This is a genomic window from Marilutibacter penaei (genome assembly GCF_014145395.1).
In the GTDB taxonomy this organism is placed as follows: domain Bacteria; phylum Pseudomonadota; class Gammaproteobacteria; order Xanthomonadales; family Xanthomonadaceae; genus Marilutibacter; species Marilutibacter penaei.
This window is the reverse complement of sequence record NZ_JACHTE010000002.1, coordinates 58,303-75,535: the sequence shown is the minus strand read 5'-3', so window position 1 is coordinate 75,535 and position 17,233 is coordinate 58,303. Positions and strand designations below refer to the sequence as shown.

Annotated in this window: 10 protein-coding genes and 2 tRNA genes; 1 reads left to right on the top strand and 11 read right to left on the bottom strand. The window is 68.9% G+C overall.

The genetic code is table 11. The annotated features are described in order from the left end of the window. Window positions 1-2: 2 nt before the first annotated feature. On the bottom strand, window positions 3-7,472 hold the full coding sequence (locus H4F99_RS02720) for a polyketide synthase (protein WP_182668199.1): 7,470 nt from the start codon (window positions 7,470-7,472) through the stop codon (window positions 3-5). Between the two features lie 151 nt (window positions 7,473-7,623). Between H4F99_RS02720 and H4F99_RS02715 the strand changes: the two genes are divergently transcribed. Then, window positions 7,624-8,127 carry a J domain-containing protein gene (locus H4F99_RS02715; protein ID WP_182668198.1) on the top strand — a complete coding sequence of 168 codons (504 nt, stop codon included), beginning with the start codon at window positions 7,624-7,626 and terminating at the stop codon, window positions 8,125-8,127. A gap of 9 nt (window positions 8,128-8,136) precedes the next feature. Here H4F99_RS02715 and H4F99_RS02710 read toward each other — a convergent pair whose 3' ends face one another. The 10 genes from H4F99_RS02710 to H4F99_RS02665 form a co-directional block, all read right to left on the bottom strand. Next, window positions 8,137-9,519 (bottom strand): TIGR03013 family XrtA/PEP-CTERM system glycosyltransferase, encoded by a 1,383-nt coding sequence (locus H4F99_RS02710; RefSeq protein WP_246371207.1) that lies wholly within the window; start codon window positions 9,517-9,519, stop codon window positions 8,137-8,139. A 173-nt stretch (window positions 9,520-9,692) separates the two neighbouring features. After that, complete coding sequence (locus tag H4F99_RS02705; RefSeq protein ID WP_182668196.1) at window positions 9,693-10,448, bottom strand: 4'-phosphopantetheinyl transferase family protein; 756 nt, start codon at window positions 10,446-10,448, stop codon at window positions 9,693-9,695. A 151-nt stretch (window positions 10,449-10,599) separates the two neighbouring features. After that, window positions 10,600-10,676, bottom strand: a tRNA-Arg gene (locus tag H4F99_RS02700). Between the two features lie 61 nt (window positions 10,677-10,737). Further along, a tRNA-Ser gene (locus H4F99_RS02695) sits at window positions 10,738-10,830 on the bottom strand. A gap of 83 nt (window positions 10,831-10,913) precedes the next feature. After that, window positions 10,914-11,111 carry a carbon storage regulator CsrA gene (gene csrA, locus H4F99_RS02690; RefSeq protein ID WP_182668195.1) on the bottom strand — a complete coding sequence of 66 codons (198 nt, stop codon included), beginning with the start codon at window positions 11,109-11,111 and terminating at the stop codon, window positions 10,914-10,916. Window positions 11,112-11,255: 144 nt separating this feature from the next. Continuing rightward, complete coding sequence (gene alaS / locus H4F99_RS02685) at window positions 11,256-13,904, bottom strand: alanine--tRNA ligase (protein WP_182668194.1); 2,649 nt, start codon at window positions 13,902-13,904, stop codon at window positions 11,256-11,258. A 238-nt stretch (window positions 13,905-14,142) separates the two neighbouring features. Continuing rightward, the gene (locus H4F99_RS02680) at window positions 14,143-14,700 is read right to left on the bottom strand and encodes a regulatory protein RecX (protein WP_182668193.1); all 558 of its coding nucleotides are present in this window, start codon (window positions 14,698-14,700) and stop codon (window positions 14,143-14,145) included. A 65-nt stretch (window positions 14,701-14,765) separates the two neighbouring features. Next, window positions 14,766-15,797 carry a recombinase RecA gene (recA, locus tag H4F99_RS02675; RefSeq protein ID WP_182668192.1) on the bottom strand — a complete coding sequence of 344 codons (1,032 nt, stop codon included), beginning with the start codon at window positions 15,795-15,797 and terminating at the stop codon, window positions 14,766-14,768. 189 nt (window positions 15,798-15,986) lie between these two features. Continuing rightward, window positions 15,987-16,658: a transcriptional repressor LexA gene (gene lexA / locus H4F99_RS02670; protein ID WP_182668191.1), complete on the bottom strand. Its 672-nt coding sequence runs from the start codon at window positions 16,656-16,658 to the stop codon at window positions 15,987-15,989. A gap of 36 nt (window positions 16,659-16,694) precedes the next feature. Next, a complete protein-coding gene (locus H4F99_RS02665; protein WP_182668190.1) occupies window positions 16,695-17,195 on the bottom strand; it encodes a CinA family protein in 501 nt (166 codons plus the stop codon). Window positions 17,196-17,233: the final 38 nt, after the last annotated feature.

Here is a 17,233-nt window from a genome sequence, read left to right as displayed (position 1 = left end):
CCTTACCCCACCTTCACGTACTGGTCGGGACGGTCCGGGTCGGCGAGGTACCAGGCAGGTCGGCCTTCCGGATCACGCCCGATGCGGGCACCCGGGACGGGCGGCGCCGCCGCATCCATGGCCGGCACGCCGGACGTCACCGTACCGGGAAGGAAGCCGGCCTCCTGCAGTTCCACGATGGACGCCTTGAAGGCATCGACGATCGCGCGCCGCTCCGCCTCACCGTGGGCCGTGGTGAGGAAACACGGGAAATTGTCGAGGATGTGCACGCCCCGGGTCCGCATCATGGCGAACAGCAGGTCCTGCAACGGATGGTCCTCCAGGAAGAACGTCTTCCAGACCGAGGCGAAGTGCCTGACCTCGACCGGTGCGCCCCGTGCACGGCAGAACCGGTTGATCTCGTCGGCCATCGCGTCCATGCGTGCGTTGAGGTCTTCCTGCAGCGCCGGGCCCTGCCGCTTCATTTCCACCAGCACCGCATGCGCGGCCGCCAACGCCATGGGATGGCGGACGAACGTGCCGGCGAAGTAGGTCACCCCGACCGTCGGCACCGAATCGTCGCCGAAGTCCCAGGCGCCGCCGTCGAGTGCATCCATGAACTCGCGCTTCCCGGCGATGGCGCCGATCGGCTGGCCACCGCCCACCACCTTGCCGTACGTCGCGATATCCGCCTTGACCCCGAACATGGCCTGGGTGCCACCGGGATGCGCACGGAACCCGGTGATGACTTCGTCGAAGATCAGCGCGGCGCCTGCCTCGGCGGTCACCTGTCGCAGTTCCCTGAGGAACTCCACCGGCCGGAAATCGGGGCGGCGGCTCTGGACCGGCTCGACCAGCACCGCCGCGATCTCGTGCGCGCGCTCGCGGATCACCTGCATGGCCTCGGGCGTCCCGTAGTCGAGCACCAGCACGTGCTCGGCGGTGTTGCGCAGGATACCGGGCGCGGCAGGCACCGACTTCAGCTTGCGCGTCCCGCGCACGATCACTTCATCGATGATGCCGTGGTAGGAACCGTTGAACACGACCAGCGTCTCCCGACCGGTCACCGTGCGGGCGATGCGCAGCGCGCCCAGCACGGCTTCGGAGCCGGTGTTGCACAGGGCCGCGCGGTCATGGCCGGTCAGCTCGCAGATCATGCCGGCCACCTCGCCTGCCAGCGGATGCTGGGGCCCGATGTCGATGCCCCGGTCCAGCTGTGTGCGCACCGCGTCCATGATGAAGTCGGGCTGCCATCCGAACAGGCTCATGCCGAAGCCGTTCAGTGCATCGACGTATTCGTTGCCGTCCAGGTCCCACATGCGTGCGCCATGGGAGCGCTCGATGACGATCTGGTAGCAGATCTCCTTGGTCAGCGGGCGGAACCCGTTGACGACCCTCGGGTCGGCCATGTGGGCGCGATGCTTCCGGGTGTAGGCCTTCGACTTCGCGGTCCTCGCCTGGTAGCGGTCGATGAATCGGGAGAGGCTCGTTCGTTGCGAATCTTCCAGGACCAGCTGGCCCGTGCTGTCGATGCGTGCGATCGCACCGAAGGCCTTTTTCAGGTCGTAGCGGGTATGGGCAAGGGCGGCCTCGTCGTCGATGTCGGAGGCCCCGATGGCCACCGCTGCCTCGCCCTCGTTCGGTGCGGCGGGCGCGACCACCGCCGGGGCCGACACCGCAGCCATGCCGGACGGCGGCGCCGGGACCGCGATCGTCGGGGCCGCCATGGCGCCCATCGAACCCTGCCCGCCCAGCAGCGCCAGCTGCTGCGACATCAACTGCATCTGCTGGGCGATGAGCTGCTGGAGGGCATCTCCTCCCGCCCCCGCCTGGAACGCAGGAACGGTGGGCGCCAAAGACGCCTGGGCCGGCGCGGTTGCCACCGTGGCAATGGCGGCCGGCGCCACGGGCGCGGCTGGCGCTGCCACCGGCGCAGTCACCGGCTCGGGCGGCAGTTGCGCGTCCAGATGACCGGCCAGCGCCGAGAGACTGGACGCATCGCTCATCAACTGGCGGAACGTCACCCGGGTTCCGAACGACTTCTGCACCTGCAGTGCGACCTGGGTCAACACCAGGCTGTCGAGACCGAGCTCGATGAAGTTCGCATCCGCTTCCGCATCCGCCATGTCGATGCCCGACACGTCTTCGATGACGTCGCGCAGGCGCGCGACGAGACCGGGAATGCGATCGGCGACGGGCGTGGGGGCGGCCGGTGCATCGGTGGCCGGTGCAAGGTGCGGCATGGGGTTCTCCCGGGAGATCGCGGCCGCCGGGTGGGGCAGCACGCTCCGTTGTGCAGGGGGTGCATCGAGCCAGTAGCGCTGGCGTTCGAAGGGGTAGGTCGGCAGGCACACACGGCGGCGCGCCGTGCGCGTGTCCAGCGTCGACGGTTCCAACGCGATTCCGCAGCTCCACAGGTCACCGAATGCCTGGTGCAGCAGCGAGGTCTCGCGCTCCGGACTGTCCGCCAGGCTCGCGATCACCGGTACGTGGGCCTTGCCGACCTGGGGATGCAGGCGCGCCAGGCTGGAGAGGTTGCCGCGCGGCCCGGCTTCAAGCAATGCGAGGCCGGGCATTTCCAGCGCGGTGAGGAGCGCCTTCGAGAACCGCACCGGCTCCCGGAGGTGCGAGGCCCAGTACGCGGGATCGCGTGCCCGTTCGGGATCGAGCCAGTCGCCCGTCGTGGTGGAGACGATCCGTGCTTCCGGCGCACGCGGGCCCGCCGCTTCGACGGCGGCGCGGAACGGCTCCACCGCGGGGACCATCATCGCGGAGTGGAAGGCATGCGAGGTGTGCAGCATGCGGCATGCGACCCCCTCGCCTTCCAGAACGTCCTGGAACGCCGACAGCGCATCCGACGGACCGGCCACCACGCAGGCCGCGGGGGCGTTTTCGGCGGCCATCGACACTCCGGCGGGCAAGCGCGACGCCAGCGTGCCCCAGTCCGCGCGCACCGACAGCATGCCGCCCGGTGGCTGCGCCTGCATCAGGCGGCCACGTTCGGCCACCAGGCGGATGCCCGCTTCCAGCGAGAACACGCCGGCCAGGGTTGCCGCGACGAACTCGCCCACGCTGTGGCCGATCATCGCCACCGGCTCGAGTCCGCGGCCCTGCCACCACTTCGCCAGCGCGTACTCGAGCGCAAACGTGGCCGGCTGCATGATGGAGGTCGGGATCAACGCATCGGGGTCTTCGCTGTGGAGACGCTCCAGCAGGTCGAAGCCGAACGCATCCCCCAGCGCGGACGCACAGGCGTCCAGCGCGTCCCGGCAGGTGCGGTCGGCGGCATACAGGCCCGCCCCCATGCGCGGATACGTCGCACCCTGCCCGGGGAACATCAGCACCACCTGTTGGCTGCGCGCAGGCCGTCCCCGCGCGATCCGCCCGAGGAACGAAGCATCCCCGAGCGCCGCGATGGCCGCCGGCACGTCGTCCGCCACCACGCTGGCGCGATGGGCAAACGCCTTGCGGCCCTTTGACAAGGTCCACGCCACGTCTTCAAGTACGGTGTCAGGGTGGCGCTCGAGGTGGCCGGCGAGGCGGCGCGCCACTTCGGCGAGGGCCGCGGGCGTGCGCGCGGAGACCGGCAGCACGGCCGGGCCTTCCTGCCGAACGCTGGCAGCGCGTCCGGGCGCTTCCTCCAGGACCACGTGCGCGTTGGTCCCCCCGACCCCGAAGGAACTCACGCCGGCGCGGCGCGGTGTTCCTTCGCGCGGCCATGGCGTCGCCGACGCGTTGACCACGAAGGGGGATGACGCGAAGTCGATCGCGGGATTGGGCTGGACGTAATGGAGGGTCGGCGGGATGCACTCGTGCTCCAGCGACAGGGCGGTCTTGATCACACCGGCCGCACCCGCCGCGATCAGCAGATGTCCCATGTTGCTCTTCAGCGAACCGATGCGGCAGAAGCCGGTGTCGCGCGTGCCCCGCCGGAAGGCCCGGGTGAGGCCCTCCACCTCGATGGGGTCGCCCAGCGGGGTCGCCGTGCCGTGGGCTTCCACGTAACCGATGCTGCGGGGGTCGACCCCGGCATCCTCGTGCGCCATCGCGACCACCGCCGCCTGCGCGGCGGCACTGGGCGCGGTGAAGCTGGCCTTGTCCGCCCCGTCGTTGTTCAGCGCCACCCCGCGGATCACCGCATGGATCGGGTCTCCATCCGCCAGCGCTTCGTCCAGCCGGCGCAACAGCACCACCGCGGCGCCATCGCCGAACACGGTGCCCTTGGCATCGGCATCGAACGTGCGGGTGTGGCCGTCCGGGGACAGCATCGCCCCCTCCTGGTAGCGGTAGCCGCTGTTCGGCGGGCAGGTGATCGACACCCCGCCGGCCAGCGCCATGTCGCAACGTCCTGCCCGCAGGCTGTCCACCGCCTGCGCGATCGCCACCAGCGAGGTCGAACACGCGGTATGCACGCTGATCGCCGGGCCGTCCAGGTCGAGCTTGTGGGCCACCCGGGTGGCGATGTAGTCCTTCTCGTTGTCCAGCATCACCTGGAACGCGCCCAGTCGTTCGATCCGGTCCGGGTGCGCGCTGACGTGCTTCTGGAAATAGCTGGCGTTGTACATGCCCGCATACACGCCGACCGACGCTTCGTGGCGGCCCGGCGCATGTCCGCCCCGCTCCATGCACTCCCAGCAGAGTTCAAGGAACAGGCGCTGCTGGGGGTCCATCAACTCCGCTTCCCGCGGACTGATGCCGAAGAACGCGGCATCGAAGCAGTCATGGCCCTCGATGACGCCGCGCGCGGCAACGTAATCCGGATCATCGCGCTCCGACAGGGGGATGGACGGATCCAGCTCGTCCGGCGTGAAGAAACGGATGCTGTCCCGGCCCTCGCAGAGGTTCTCCCAGAACGACTCCACGTCGTTCGCCCCGGGGAAGCGCCCGGTCATCGCGATGATGGCAATGGGCACGTCGTCGTCGCCACGGCGACGGGCGCGGGTACGCAGCGCCGGCGTCGCCGGGTCGCCGGCGAGCACGCGCGCGACGCCGGCAGGCGTGGGCGCGGCGAACAGCGCGGTGACCGCGACCTCGCCCAGTCCCGCCTTTCGTATCGCCTGCAGGAGGCGCAGGGCGAGCAGCGACGTGCCGCCCAGCGTGAAAAAGCTGTCGTGCCGCCCCAGGCCTTCGAGCCCCAGTGCCTCGGAGAACAGCGCGCACAGTTGCGATTCGACCTCCCCCACGGGCGGGTGGAACTCGCCGATCCAGTCCGGGCGCGCCTGTCCCGGCGACGGCAACTTGCCGCGATCGAGCTTGCCGTTGGGCGACAGCGGCATGGCTGGCAGGGGCACATAGGCTGCCGGCACCATGTGTTCGGGAAGGCGGTTCGCCAGCCGCGTGCGCATGGCGTCGATGTCGACCGGTCGTTCCGGGTCGATCGGCGTGAAGTAGGCCACCAGGCGCTTCAATCCGGGCACGTCCTCGCGCACCGTCACGCCCGCCTCGCGGACGCCGTCGCAGGCCATCACCTGGGCCTCCACCTCACCCAGCTCGACCCGGAAGCCCCGGATCTTCACCTGGAAGTCGCGACGGCCCAGGAACTCCAGCGCGCCGTCCGCGCGCCAGCGCGCGAGGTCGCCGGTCCGGTACATGCGGGCCGCCGGGTCGTTGTCGAAGGGATCGTCGAGGAACCGTTCCGCACTGAGTTCATCGCGGCCCAGGTAGCCACGCGCCAGCACCGGTCCCGCCAGGTACAGCTCGCCGACCATGCCGTCCACCACGGGCTGGCCTCGCCGGTCCAGCAGGTAGACGCGTGCATTGTCGATCGGCCGGCCGATGCTGGGCAGCAACGGCCAGTCCGCGGGCGCGCCTTCCAGCGCGAAGGCCGTCACCACGTGGCTTTCCGTGGGGCCGTAATGGTTGTGCAGGCGGCACTCCGGCAAGGCATCGAAGAATGCGCGGATGCGCGGCTCGATGCGCAGGGGTTCACCGGCCGTCACCACTTCGCGCAGCGCGAAGCCCTGCGGGTCCTCGCCGGCGTTGGCATGCGCCTCGGCAAGCATTTGCAGGGCGAAATACGGCAGGAACAGCCGTTCGATCCGACGCGCACGCACGAAGGCATGCAGCCGTTCGCCGCTGAGGCGGCTGTCGGCGTCGATCATATGGAGCTCACCGCCCGTGCACAGCGTGGCGAACATCTCCTGGAACGCCACGTCGAAGCCCAGCGCAGCGAACTGCAGGGTGCGCAACGGACCCTCGTGGCCGGGCTGGCGGGTCTGCCACTGGATCAGGTTCACCAGCGGGGCGTGCGGCATCGCCACGCCCTTGGGCGTGCCGGTGGAGCCCGAGGTATACAGCACGTACGCCAGATGCGCGGGTGACACGCCGGTTTCGCCCGCATCGATCCGCGTCGCCGGCAACGCGATCCACGGCGCCGCAGGGTCGTCGAGGCGCAGTACCGGCACACCGTTCGCCGCGTCCGCCAGTCCGGCCCAGCCCTCTGCCATCGCAGTACCGCTGATCACGGCCGTGGGCGCGCTGTCGCCGAGCGTCAGGCGAAGGCGCTCGGGCGGATAGCCGGGATCGAGGGGGACGTAAGCGGCGCCGGCTTTCAGGATGGCCAGCACTGCGACCAGCAGATCGGGGGTTCGATCAAGGAACACGGCCACCCGGGCATCGGGGCCGGCCCCGAGCAACCGCAGCTGCCGGGCCAGGCGATTGGCGGCTTCGTCAAGGCTGCGATACGTGAGGGCGTGTGTGTCGCCTGCCACCGCGGTGGCATCAGGCGTGCGGTCCACCTGCGCTTCGAACAGCGCATGTACCGTGCAGTCGGGTACATCCCGTGCGACGTGCCCGCGCCGGCAAAGCGCCTGTGCCGCTTCCGGCGCCATGAGCGGGAGCGCACGCCAGGCCATCTGCGGTGTATCGAGCGCCTGTTCCAGCCATGTCGCGAACAACGCGGCCCACCGTGCAGGCATGGCGACATCGTCGGCGTCGGCGGATACGACCAGCTCGCAGGCCGGGGTTCCTTCGCCGGAACCCACCACGCAGGCGAGATCGCAACGCGCCACCCAGGCGGCGCTGTCGGGATCGTCGGGATCGCCGAAATGGAACCCCAACTGCCAGACGGGAAGCTCCGGGAACAACGCGTCGAACGCCGCCTGCGGCATGGCGTGTGCGTCCGCGTCGGCGAGCGCACGTGCAGCGGTGCCGACGGGCTCCCCGCCCTCGCCTTCGCCCCCGCCGAAGCGCAGCACGAGCGGTTGCAACGGCATGGACGCGTCAGTGCGGGCCTGGATCCGCGCCACCTGCACGGCGTCCGCATCGGCCATGCCGGCCATGAACGTCGCCCAGAGCGCCAGCCAGGCCGCCTCGATCGAAACGCCCGCACGACGGGCCGTCGCCTCGAGCGCGGCTCCATGCGACGCCGCGAGGGGCACCACGGCCCGCAACGGCCGTCCCGCACGGCCCGGCCCGAGGGGCAGGTCGAGTCGCGCGGGTGCCGCGGCCACCTGTGCACGCCAATGCTCTTGCTGCTTCTGCAACGCCTTCACCCAATCCGCTCCATGATGTCGCGCGACAACGTCCCGTCACCTGCATTCATACGGATCGAGGCCTGATTTTCGGCCAGCCGACGTATTGGTATAACGTGCCGGAACGGCAGGGGCTGGCGACGCGAAGGAAGCGCGCGTTCGAGGGGACACTATGGATTCGGACTTCACCCAACTGTATTCGCAACTCGCGTTGCGCCCGGACTGCACGCTTGACGAGTTCAAGCGGGCCTACCGGCGCCGTGTCGCGGAGTTGCACCCCGACCGCTCACCGGGATCCAGCGCGGCGTCGCCCGAGGGCGGCATGTCGCTGTCGGAGCTGACCTCGCTCTACACGACCGCCACGCGCTTCCATCGGACGCATGGCCGTTTGCCCGGCGCCGCCGTGCCGCCCCGCAGCTCGCGGACGCCACCCTCGCCCTCGCCGCCCTCCGTGCCCTTGCGACCGGCGAACGCGAACGGCGCCGGCGGCCCCGAACGCGGGCGACGCCTGCACACCCGGCTGGCGATCCTCGCGGTGCTGCTGGTCATCGCACTGATCGTGATCCTCGAAGCCAGCGCGCCCCCCGCACCGCCGACCGGGGTGCCCGGTCGGCACGACGCCGTGCCGGATGCGCCCCCGACGCCGGCGGACGACGCGAAAGGCGTCCGTCGCTGAGACCGGCGCTCAGCGCGAACCGCGCTGGAACACGACCACCTCCACCGTCTGCAGCAGGATCATCAGGTCGAACAGCAGGCCGTGGTTCTTCACGTAGAAGAGGTCGAACTTGAGCTTCTCCTCGGCATCGCGGACCGACGCCCCATACGGGTAGCGCAACTGGGCCCAGCCGGTCAGGCCGGGCTTGACGCTGTGGCGCACGGAGTAATAGCGGAGCTCCTGGTCGAGCATGTCCACGAACTGCGGCCGCTCCGGCCGGGGCCCGACGAAACTCATGTCGCCGCGGATGATGTTGAACAGCTGCGGCAGTTCGTCGAGTCGCGTGAGGCGGATGAAACGTCCGACGCGGGTGGTCCGGTCATCGCCGGCCTTGGCCCAGCGGGCCACGCCATCGGCCTCGGCGTCCGTGCGCATGCTCCGGAACTTGAAGAGGTCGAATTGCCGTCCACCCTGGCCGACGCGAGTCTGCCGGTAGAGGATCGGCGCTCCGGACTCCAGCCAGACGCAGATCGCCACCACCAGCATCGCGGGCCAAGCGATCGCGAGCAGGACCAGCGCACTGGCGAGGTCGAAGAAGCGCTTGCTCAGGCGACGCGGCATCGAATGGTCGAACCCCCCGGAGAACACCAGCCACGACGGATCCGCCACCTGCATCTTGACGATGCCGGCCTCCCGCTCGAAGAAGCTCGACAAGTCGGTGACGGCGACGCCGCGCTGCGCGCACGCCAGCATCTGGTCCATCGGCATCGCGCCGCGGCGCTCATCGGCGGCGACCACGATCTCGTCGACCTGCAACCGGTCCACGCGATCCAGCAACGACGCCCCATCCACCTCCAGCACGCCCTCGGACACGAGCACGTCCTGCCCGGGGAACGGCAGGAAACCCACGATGACGAAGGACTGCCTGTCGCTCTTGCGGCGCAGGCGCTGGTTGATCAGTTCGGCCCTCTGGCCGGCGCCCAGCACCAGCACGCGGCGTCGCAGGGCGTCGCTGCTCACGAGGCGACTCAGCAGGACGCGTCCCAGCAGCAGGACGACGAAGCCCAGGGTCAACGCGAGCGCCAGCACGCCACGGCCGATGTAGACCAGCGGCACCACGTAATACAACACGAGAAGGGCGATACCGCCGAACGCGAACGACAACAGCATCCGCAGGACCAGGTCCACCCACTTGTGACGGACGTGGACCTGGTACAGGCCGAACGCGGCCATGGCGCCGGTCACCGCCAGTCCTACCAACCCCGCACGAAGCCCCAGCCATTCGGAGAACAGCGCATGGCCCTCGGGGTCGTCAAGGAAGCGCAGGTGGGCCGCCAGGAACACCGCCAGCATCAAGGCCGCCATCTCCAGGAGCCACAGGGCGAACAGCGTCCGGCTCTTCCGGCTCCGCATGGCCGCACTCATCGCAGCGCCCCTCCACGCGGAACCGCGCCGGCGTGTCCGTGCTTCCCGTATCCGTCATGCGGCCGTGCGGACGCTCCCCATCCCTGTCGCGACATCACCTGCGTGCCCCTTGAATATGCCCTTGTGATGGCAACAAACGGCAACGTGGCGTGAAACCGGCCTCAGGGCCGCCACCAGGGGACGTGCCTGATACCGTCGGGGCCGGGGCTGGCCAGCGCGGCGACATGCGCCGCCCCGACGGGCAACATGGCGACGTGGACGCGACGTCCGTCGCGCGGCAGCACGCACGACGCCCCGTCCGGCACCTCGATCCCGCTCATCTCGACCCCGAGCCCCCATCCGCACGCCTTGAGCACCGCCTCCTTGCGCACCCACAGCGCCAGCAAGGCCTCCGGTCCCATGGCGGCATACCGCCGGAGCTCGGCCGGCGAGCAGATCCGCTCGGCCAGCTCCGGCATCAGGCCTGCGCGGGCACGTGTCTCCAGGTCGATGCCGACCGGGCCCACCCGGCTGGCCGCGATCGCCACGGCGCCATCCGCATGGCTCAGGCTGGTGTGCCACGCGGTGCCGGGCACACGGGGGCAGCCGCGCGCGTCACGCGTAAGGGGCACGGCTTCCGGCGCCCGTCCGAGGCAAGACGCCAGCAACAGCCGGTGGGCGGCGTAGGCGATGGTGAGCATTTCCCGGTCCGCGGGCCGGCGCATGCGCTCGACGCGCGCGCGCTCAGCCGCATCCAGCAGGGCGGTGGCCCGTCTTCGCCACGGGCTCCAGTCGGCCACGTCCAGCCACAGGGCACAGGTATCCGCGTCTTGCGCGCCTGCCAGGGTGGCCCACCCACCGCCTTCCGCAACGCTTTCCGGGGCCTCGGCCCGGGTCTGCGGTGCAACGGCATGGACAGTGGGTACCGATGGAGGCATGCGTCTCTCCGCTACGCGCAATCGATGCGTGCTTGAACGTCACCGGACAGCGGGGCCGGACAATCATCGACGATGCCATGGCCGGCGCCGCGAGACACGCGCGCACAAAAAAACCGGGCGCTCTCGCGTCCGGCTTTTCCGCTGTTTCCGATGGCGCGCCCGGAAGGATTCGAACCTCCGACCCCCAAGTTCGTAGCCTGGTGCTCTATCCAGCTGAGCTACGGGCGCGTAGTCGAAAAATTATGACGACGAGGGCTGTTTTCGTCAAGCCTTTTCCGTCGAAAGGAACTGGCGGAGAGTGAGGGATTCGAACCCTCGATAGAGCTATAAACCCTATACTCCCTTAGCAGGGGAGCCCCTTCAGCCACTCGGGCAACTCTCCGCGATGTTGCAAGCCCACGCTACTGCAAACCGGCGCGGGCGGGCATGATAACCACTCGCTCCGCGCGCGGCAAACCTTTTCGATCAGTCTGCCTGCTTGCCAGCGTCGTCCACGCCTTCACCGCGCTGGATACGCTGGTAGATCTCTTCACGGTGCACCGCTACGTCTTTCGGCGCAGTGATGCCGATACGCACCTGGTTGCCCTTGACGCCGAGCACGGTGACGGTCACCGAGTCGCCAATCATCAGGGTCTCACCGACGCGACGCGTCAGGATTAGCATTGAGAACTCTCCTCATGTCGGCGGTTTCAGGTGCCGACGGTTGCACCAGTCCGTTGAAGGTACACGGTGCGCTGGTTGAAAAACAATTGACAATTATCCTATTGAGAAGTCCACGCCACAAGCGTATACAACGCTGGCAGCACTTCAACTCAGTTGCCGTTCAACCCATCCGGGCACGCCGGACAGTGCTGAAAGCAGGTTCGGGCCATCCTCGCCCCCTCCCTGGGCCATGTCAGGTCGCCCGCCCCCCTTGCCGTTGATCTGACCGGCCACCTGGGCCATCAGTTCACCCGCCTTGATCCGCCCCAGCGCGCTGCCGCAGACGCCCGCGACCAGCGAGGCCTTGCCGTCGCGCGTACCGGCGAGGAGGATGACGGCATCGCCCAACTGCGGCTTCAGCCGGTCCATCGCCTCGCGCAGCGCCTTGGCATCGAAGCCCTCCAGGCGCTCGGCAAGCACGCGGATGCCCGCCACGTCGACGGCGCGCGCGCCCAGGTCGGAGGTGGCGCCCGCCGCGGCCTTGGCCTTGAGCGACTCCAGCTCGCGCTCCAGCTTCTTCTGGCGATCGATCAGTGCCCGCAGCTTCTCCGGCGCCTCGGCCTGGGTGCCGCCCAGCAACCGGGCCACATCACCCAGGCGGCGCTGCTCCTCGTTGACCTGGGCCAGCGCGCCTTCGCCCGTCACCGCTTCGATGCGACGCACGCCGGCCGACACCCCGCCTTCCGACAGGATCTTGAACAGCCCGATGTCGCCGGTCCGGACGACGTGGGTGCCGCCGCATAGCTCGGTGGAGGCGTCGCCCATCCGCAGCACGCGCACCTCGTCGCCGTACTTCTCGCCGAACAACGCCAGCGCACCGAAGTCCAGCGCCTCCTGCATGCCCATGTGATGCTCTTCGGCAGCATGGTTGCGGCGGATCTCCGCGTTGACGCGGTCCTCGATCAACGCGAGCTCCTCCGCGGTGACCGGCTGGAAATGGGCGAAGTCGAACCGCAGCCGGTCCGGGGCGACCAGCGAGCCCTTCTGTGCGACGTGGTCGCCCAGCACCGAGCGCAGCGCCGCATGCAGCAGATGCGTCGCGGAGTGGTTCAGGACCGTGGCGGCCCGGCGGGCCGCATCGACCTCGCCCGCGAGGCGGTCACCGCGCGCCAGCGCGCCGGTCACGAGGCGCCCCACGTGACCATGGAACTGGCCGGCGACCTTGACCGTATCGCGCACTTCGAAGGCGGCACCGTTGCCCGACAGCACGCCGGCATCACCCACCTGGCCACCGCCCTCCGCGTAGAAGGGCGTCTGGTCGAGGATGAGCAGCGCCTCCCCGCCCGCCTCGAGGCGATCCAGCGGCTTGCCGTCGCGGACGATCGCGAGCACCTGCAGGCCATCGGCCGCAAGCCCGGTGTAACCGAGGAAGCGGGTGGCCGGGAGCTGGGCGGCCAGTTCGGCGGGCAGGCTGATACCGCCCCCGAACTTCCCGGCCGCGCGCGCGGCTTCCCGCTGCGCTTCCATGGCGGCCTCGAAACCGGCCATGTCGACGTCGAGCCCGCGCTCGCGGGCGATGTCCGCGGTCAGGTCGACCGGGAAGCCGTAGGTGTCGTACAGGCGAAACGCTTCCTCGCCGGCAATGGCGCCGCGGCTGCGAGCCGCGACCTCATCGAACATGCGCATGCCCGCGTCCAGCGTTTCAGCGAAACGCTCTTCCTCGGCACGAAGTGCGCGCTCGATGAAGTCCTGCTTTCCCGCCAGTTCCGGGTAGGCCTCGCCCATGGCCTGGACCAGCGACCCGGTCATGTGATGGAAGAAGGGCTGCTTCTGGCCCAGCATCCAGCCATGGCGCAACGCCCGCCGGATGATCCGGCGCAGCACATATCCCCGCCCTTCGTTGGAGGGCAGCACGCCATCGATGATGAGGAAAGCGCAGGCACGGATGTGATCGGCGATCACCCGGAGCGACTTGTTCGACAGATCCGACGTGCCGGTCAGCCGGGCCGCCTCGGCGATCAGGAACTGGAACAGATCGATCTCGTAGTTCCCGTGCTTGCCCTGCAGGATCGCGGCGACGCGCTCCAGGCCCATGCCCGTGTCCACGCAGGGCGCCGGCAACGGCAACAGGGTACCGTCCGGCTGCCGGTCGAACTGCATGAAGACCAGGTTCCAGATCTCGATGAAGCGGTCACCGTCCTCGTCGGGAGATCCGGGAGGCCCGCCGGGAATGTCCGGCCCGTGGTCGTAAAAGATCTCGGTGCTCGGGCCACAGGGCCCGGTGTCCGCCATCTGCCAGAAGTTGTCCGAAGCGAAAGGCGCGCCCTTGTTGTCGCCGATCCGGACGATACGGTCCTCGGGAACACCGATCCGGTCCTTCCAGATGGCATGGGCCTCGTCGTCGGTGTGGTAGACCGTGACCAGCAGGCGCTGGGGGTCCAGCTTCCAGACGCCGGTGAGCAGCTCCCAGGCCCATTCGATCGCCTCGACCTTGAAGTAGTCGCCAAACGACCAGTTGCCGAGCATCTCGAAGAAGGTGTGGTGCCGCGCCGTGTAGCCGACCTGGTCCAGGTCGTTGTGCTTGCCGCCTGCGCGCAGGCAGCGTTGCACGTCGGCCGCACGCACGTAGCCGGGCTTCTCCGAGCCGAGGAACACGTTCTTGAACTGCACCATGCCCGAGTTGGTGAACAGCAGCGTGGGATCGTTCGCCGGCACCAGCGGCGCGGACGGCACGATGGTGTGCTGCTTTTCCCGGAAGAACTCAAGGAAATCGCTGCGGATCTGCTGGGTACTGGGGTGGGCGGATGTGCTCATGCCGGGCGCGGGATCGGTGGGCTGGGCGGGGTCGTCGTGACCCGTCGGTGCCCACAGCATGCGGGCATCGATCCGGCCGGACAACCAAACGGGAGCCGATTAGGGTATCAGGCCTGACCCGTCCGTGCCGTACGGAACGCACCGTTCCGTTCATGCCGCCGGCGGACCCACCTGTTCCGGCCCTGCCCTGTCATCAGCCGCGGACCCGGTGCGGGGCCTCCCACGACCTTGGACCCGCTTACTCGACGTCGAGCGCGCTCCGGGTCAGGTGGCTGACCTGCCGCACGACGTCGCCTCCGAATCCCCGTCTCATGAGGAGGTCGGCGATCTTGCGCTGAGCGGTCAGCGAAGGGCTGTTCTGGCGCTGGCTTCCCAGTCGCCGACGCACCAGTTCCTGCGCATTCTCGACCCAGTCGCCTTCAAAACCGTCCAGCGCTTCGGCGATCTCCACGTCATCCAGGCCGTGGCGCGCCAGTTCGGCGCGGATGTAGAGCGGTCCGTACCCGCCAGCGGCCCGGTTCCGGACCACCCCTTCCGCGAAACGGCGATCATCCTGCCACCCCTCACCCGCCAGTCGCTCGACGGCTGCATGGACCTCGTCCGGATCCAGTCCACGGGCCACCAGCTTCTCCACCAGCTCCTTGCGGGAGTGTTCGCGCCTGGCCAGCAGGCCCAGGGCCCGTTGCACGGGCGTCTGGGATTGCCGGCGTGTGCGCTGTCCGTGTCTGGGCCGCGAGGGCTGTACAGCCTCATCGCCCTCGGTCACCGCGAAAAGCGGAGGGCCGTCATTGCGCATGTCTCAACCCGCGTCGCCCGTGCGGGCGGACAGGCGTGCGCACGGGCATCCAGCGAGCGGTGGGCTCACCCTTCGTCTCCGTCCTCTTCATCCTTGCTGGCCTCTTCGGGCACGAACTGGGCACGCAGTGCGGCCTCGAGGGTCGCGGCCACCTGCGGGTTCTCCTTGAGGTAATTGCGGGCATTCTCTTTGCCCTGTCCGATACGCTCGTCACCGTAGCTGTACCAGGCGCCGGCCTTGTCGACCAGCTTGGCCGATACGCCCATGTCGATCAGTTCGCCCTCGCGCGAGATGCCTTCGCCATAGAGGATTTCGGTGATGACCTGCTTGAAGGGGGGCGCCATCTTGTTCTTGACGACCTTGATGCGGGTCTGGTTACCGATGATTTCGTCGCCCTTCTTGACCGCACCGATGCGGCGGATGTCCAGGCGGACCGAGGCATAGAACTTCAGCGCATTGCCGCCGGTGGTGGTCTCGGGACTCTGGCCCGGCATCATGATGCCGATCTTCATGCGCAACTGGTTGATGAAGATCACCAGGCAGTTGCTGCGCTTGATGTTGCCGGTCAGCTTGCGCAGGGCCTGGCTCATCAGGCGGGCCTGCAGGCCGGGCAGCTGGTCGCCCATCTCGCCCTCGATCTCGGCCCGGGGCGTGAGCGCCGCGACCGAGTCGACCACGACCATGTCCACGGCCCCCGAACGCACCAGCATGTCGGCGATCTCCAGCGCCTGCTCGCCGGTGTCGGGCTGGGAGAGCAGCAGGTCCTCGACGTTGACGCCGAGCTTCGCGGCATAGATGGGGTCCAGTGCATGCTCGGCGTCGATGAAGGCCGCGGTGCCGCCCTTCTTCTGGCATTCGGCGATGGCCTGCAGGGTCAGGGTGGTCTTGCCGGACGATTCAGGCCCGTAGATTTCCACGACCCGCCCCTTGGGCAGTCCGCCGATCCCAAGCGCGATGTCCAGCATCAGCGAGCCGGTGCCGATCACTTCGGCCGCCTCGACCACGCGGTCGCCCATGCGCATCACGGAGCCCTTGCCGAACTGCTTTTCGATCTGGCCCAGGGCAGCGGAAAGGGCGCGCTTCTTGTTCTCGTCCATCAGGGTGTCCTCAAGGTCGCTGAAACAGGTATGGATACAGGCTACGGGTGGCGGGTCGCACAGCATGAGACCGCCCGGGAAAGGGTCGCCTGCCACATGCCCGGGCGGTATCGGGCAAGGACCCGCTCGCGGGTCGGAAAACTGCCCACCGCCTGCGGCGGGATGGACGCGCCGCCCCGGTCAGGGGGCTCAACGGCTCGGCCTCACCAGGCCGCAGTAGAGCCCTTCGATGGCGAACTCCTGGCCGGGCTGGACGTCGATCGGAGCGAAATCAGGGTTGCGGGGCAGCAGGCGAATACGGTCCTTCCCCAGCTTCAGCAGCTTGACCGTGATCTCGTCGTCGATGCGGGCGACGACAATCTGTCCGGAGCGTGCATCACGTGTGCGGTGCACGCCGATCAGGTCACCCTCGAAGATGCCTTCGTCGCGCATGGAGTCCCCCTTCACCCTCAGCAGGTAGTCCGGCGATGGGGAAAAGAACTGGCGGTCCAGCAGGACCATCTGGTCGGAGCCGATGTCTGCCCCGATCGGCACCCCCGCCGCTACCTGCCCGAGTACAGGCAGGCAGAGCGCGTCCTCGCGGGCCGTGGCCGGCGCCAGAACGCCCAGGGGTGGAGAAGCCTCCGAGGCCCCGGCGTCGTCGCCCGGCGGTTGCTGGCGGAGGCGCAGGCCCCGTGCACGCCCCGGCACGCGTTCGACGATGCCGGCGGCCTCCAGCGCCTCGAGATGGTATTGCGCCGCGCGGACGCTGTTGAAACCCATCGCCCGCGCGATCTCGGTCTGCGAAGGCGGCATGCCCTCGATCTGGAGCCGTTCGGCGATCAGGTGCCAGATGGCGCGCTGGGTATCGGTGATGTCCATGTTAGTAGCAATGCTACTAACGATGATCCGGCACCGTCAACCCATCAGTTCGACCAGCCCGTGCAGGGCCGCGGCGACGGTCTGCCGGCGGACGGCATCGCGGTCGCCATCGAAGTGGAAGACCACTGCGGTCGGGTAGCCACCCCGCCGCTTCCACGCGATCCAGACAGTACCGACCGGCTTGTCGTCGGTCCCGCCGCCGGGCCCGGCAATGCCCGTGACCGCCACCGCGGCGGATGCACCCGACTGCACCAGCGCGCCGGACACCATTTCCATGACGGTCTCCCGGCTGACCGCTCCGTGCTCTTCCAGCGTATGGGGCTGGACGCCGAGCAGGGCCTGCTTGGCCTCGTAGCTGTACGCCGTGATCCCGCACTCGAACCATTCCGACGAGCCGGCGATGTCGGTCAGGGATTTCGCGATCCAGCCGCCGGTGCAGCTCTCGGCCGTAGTCAGGCGGTGGTGCTGCGCGATGGCGGTCTGCGCGACCTGCCCGGCCAGTTCGCGCAATGCGATATCGGTGATGTCGGCGTTCATGGCGCCACTATACGCCCGGGCAATGCCCGCCCGGGATG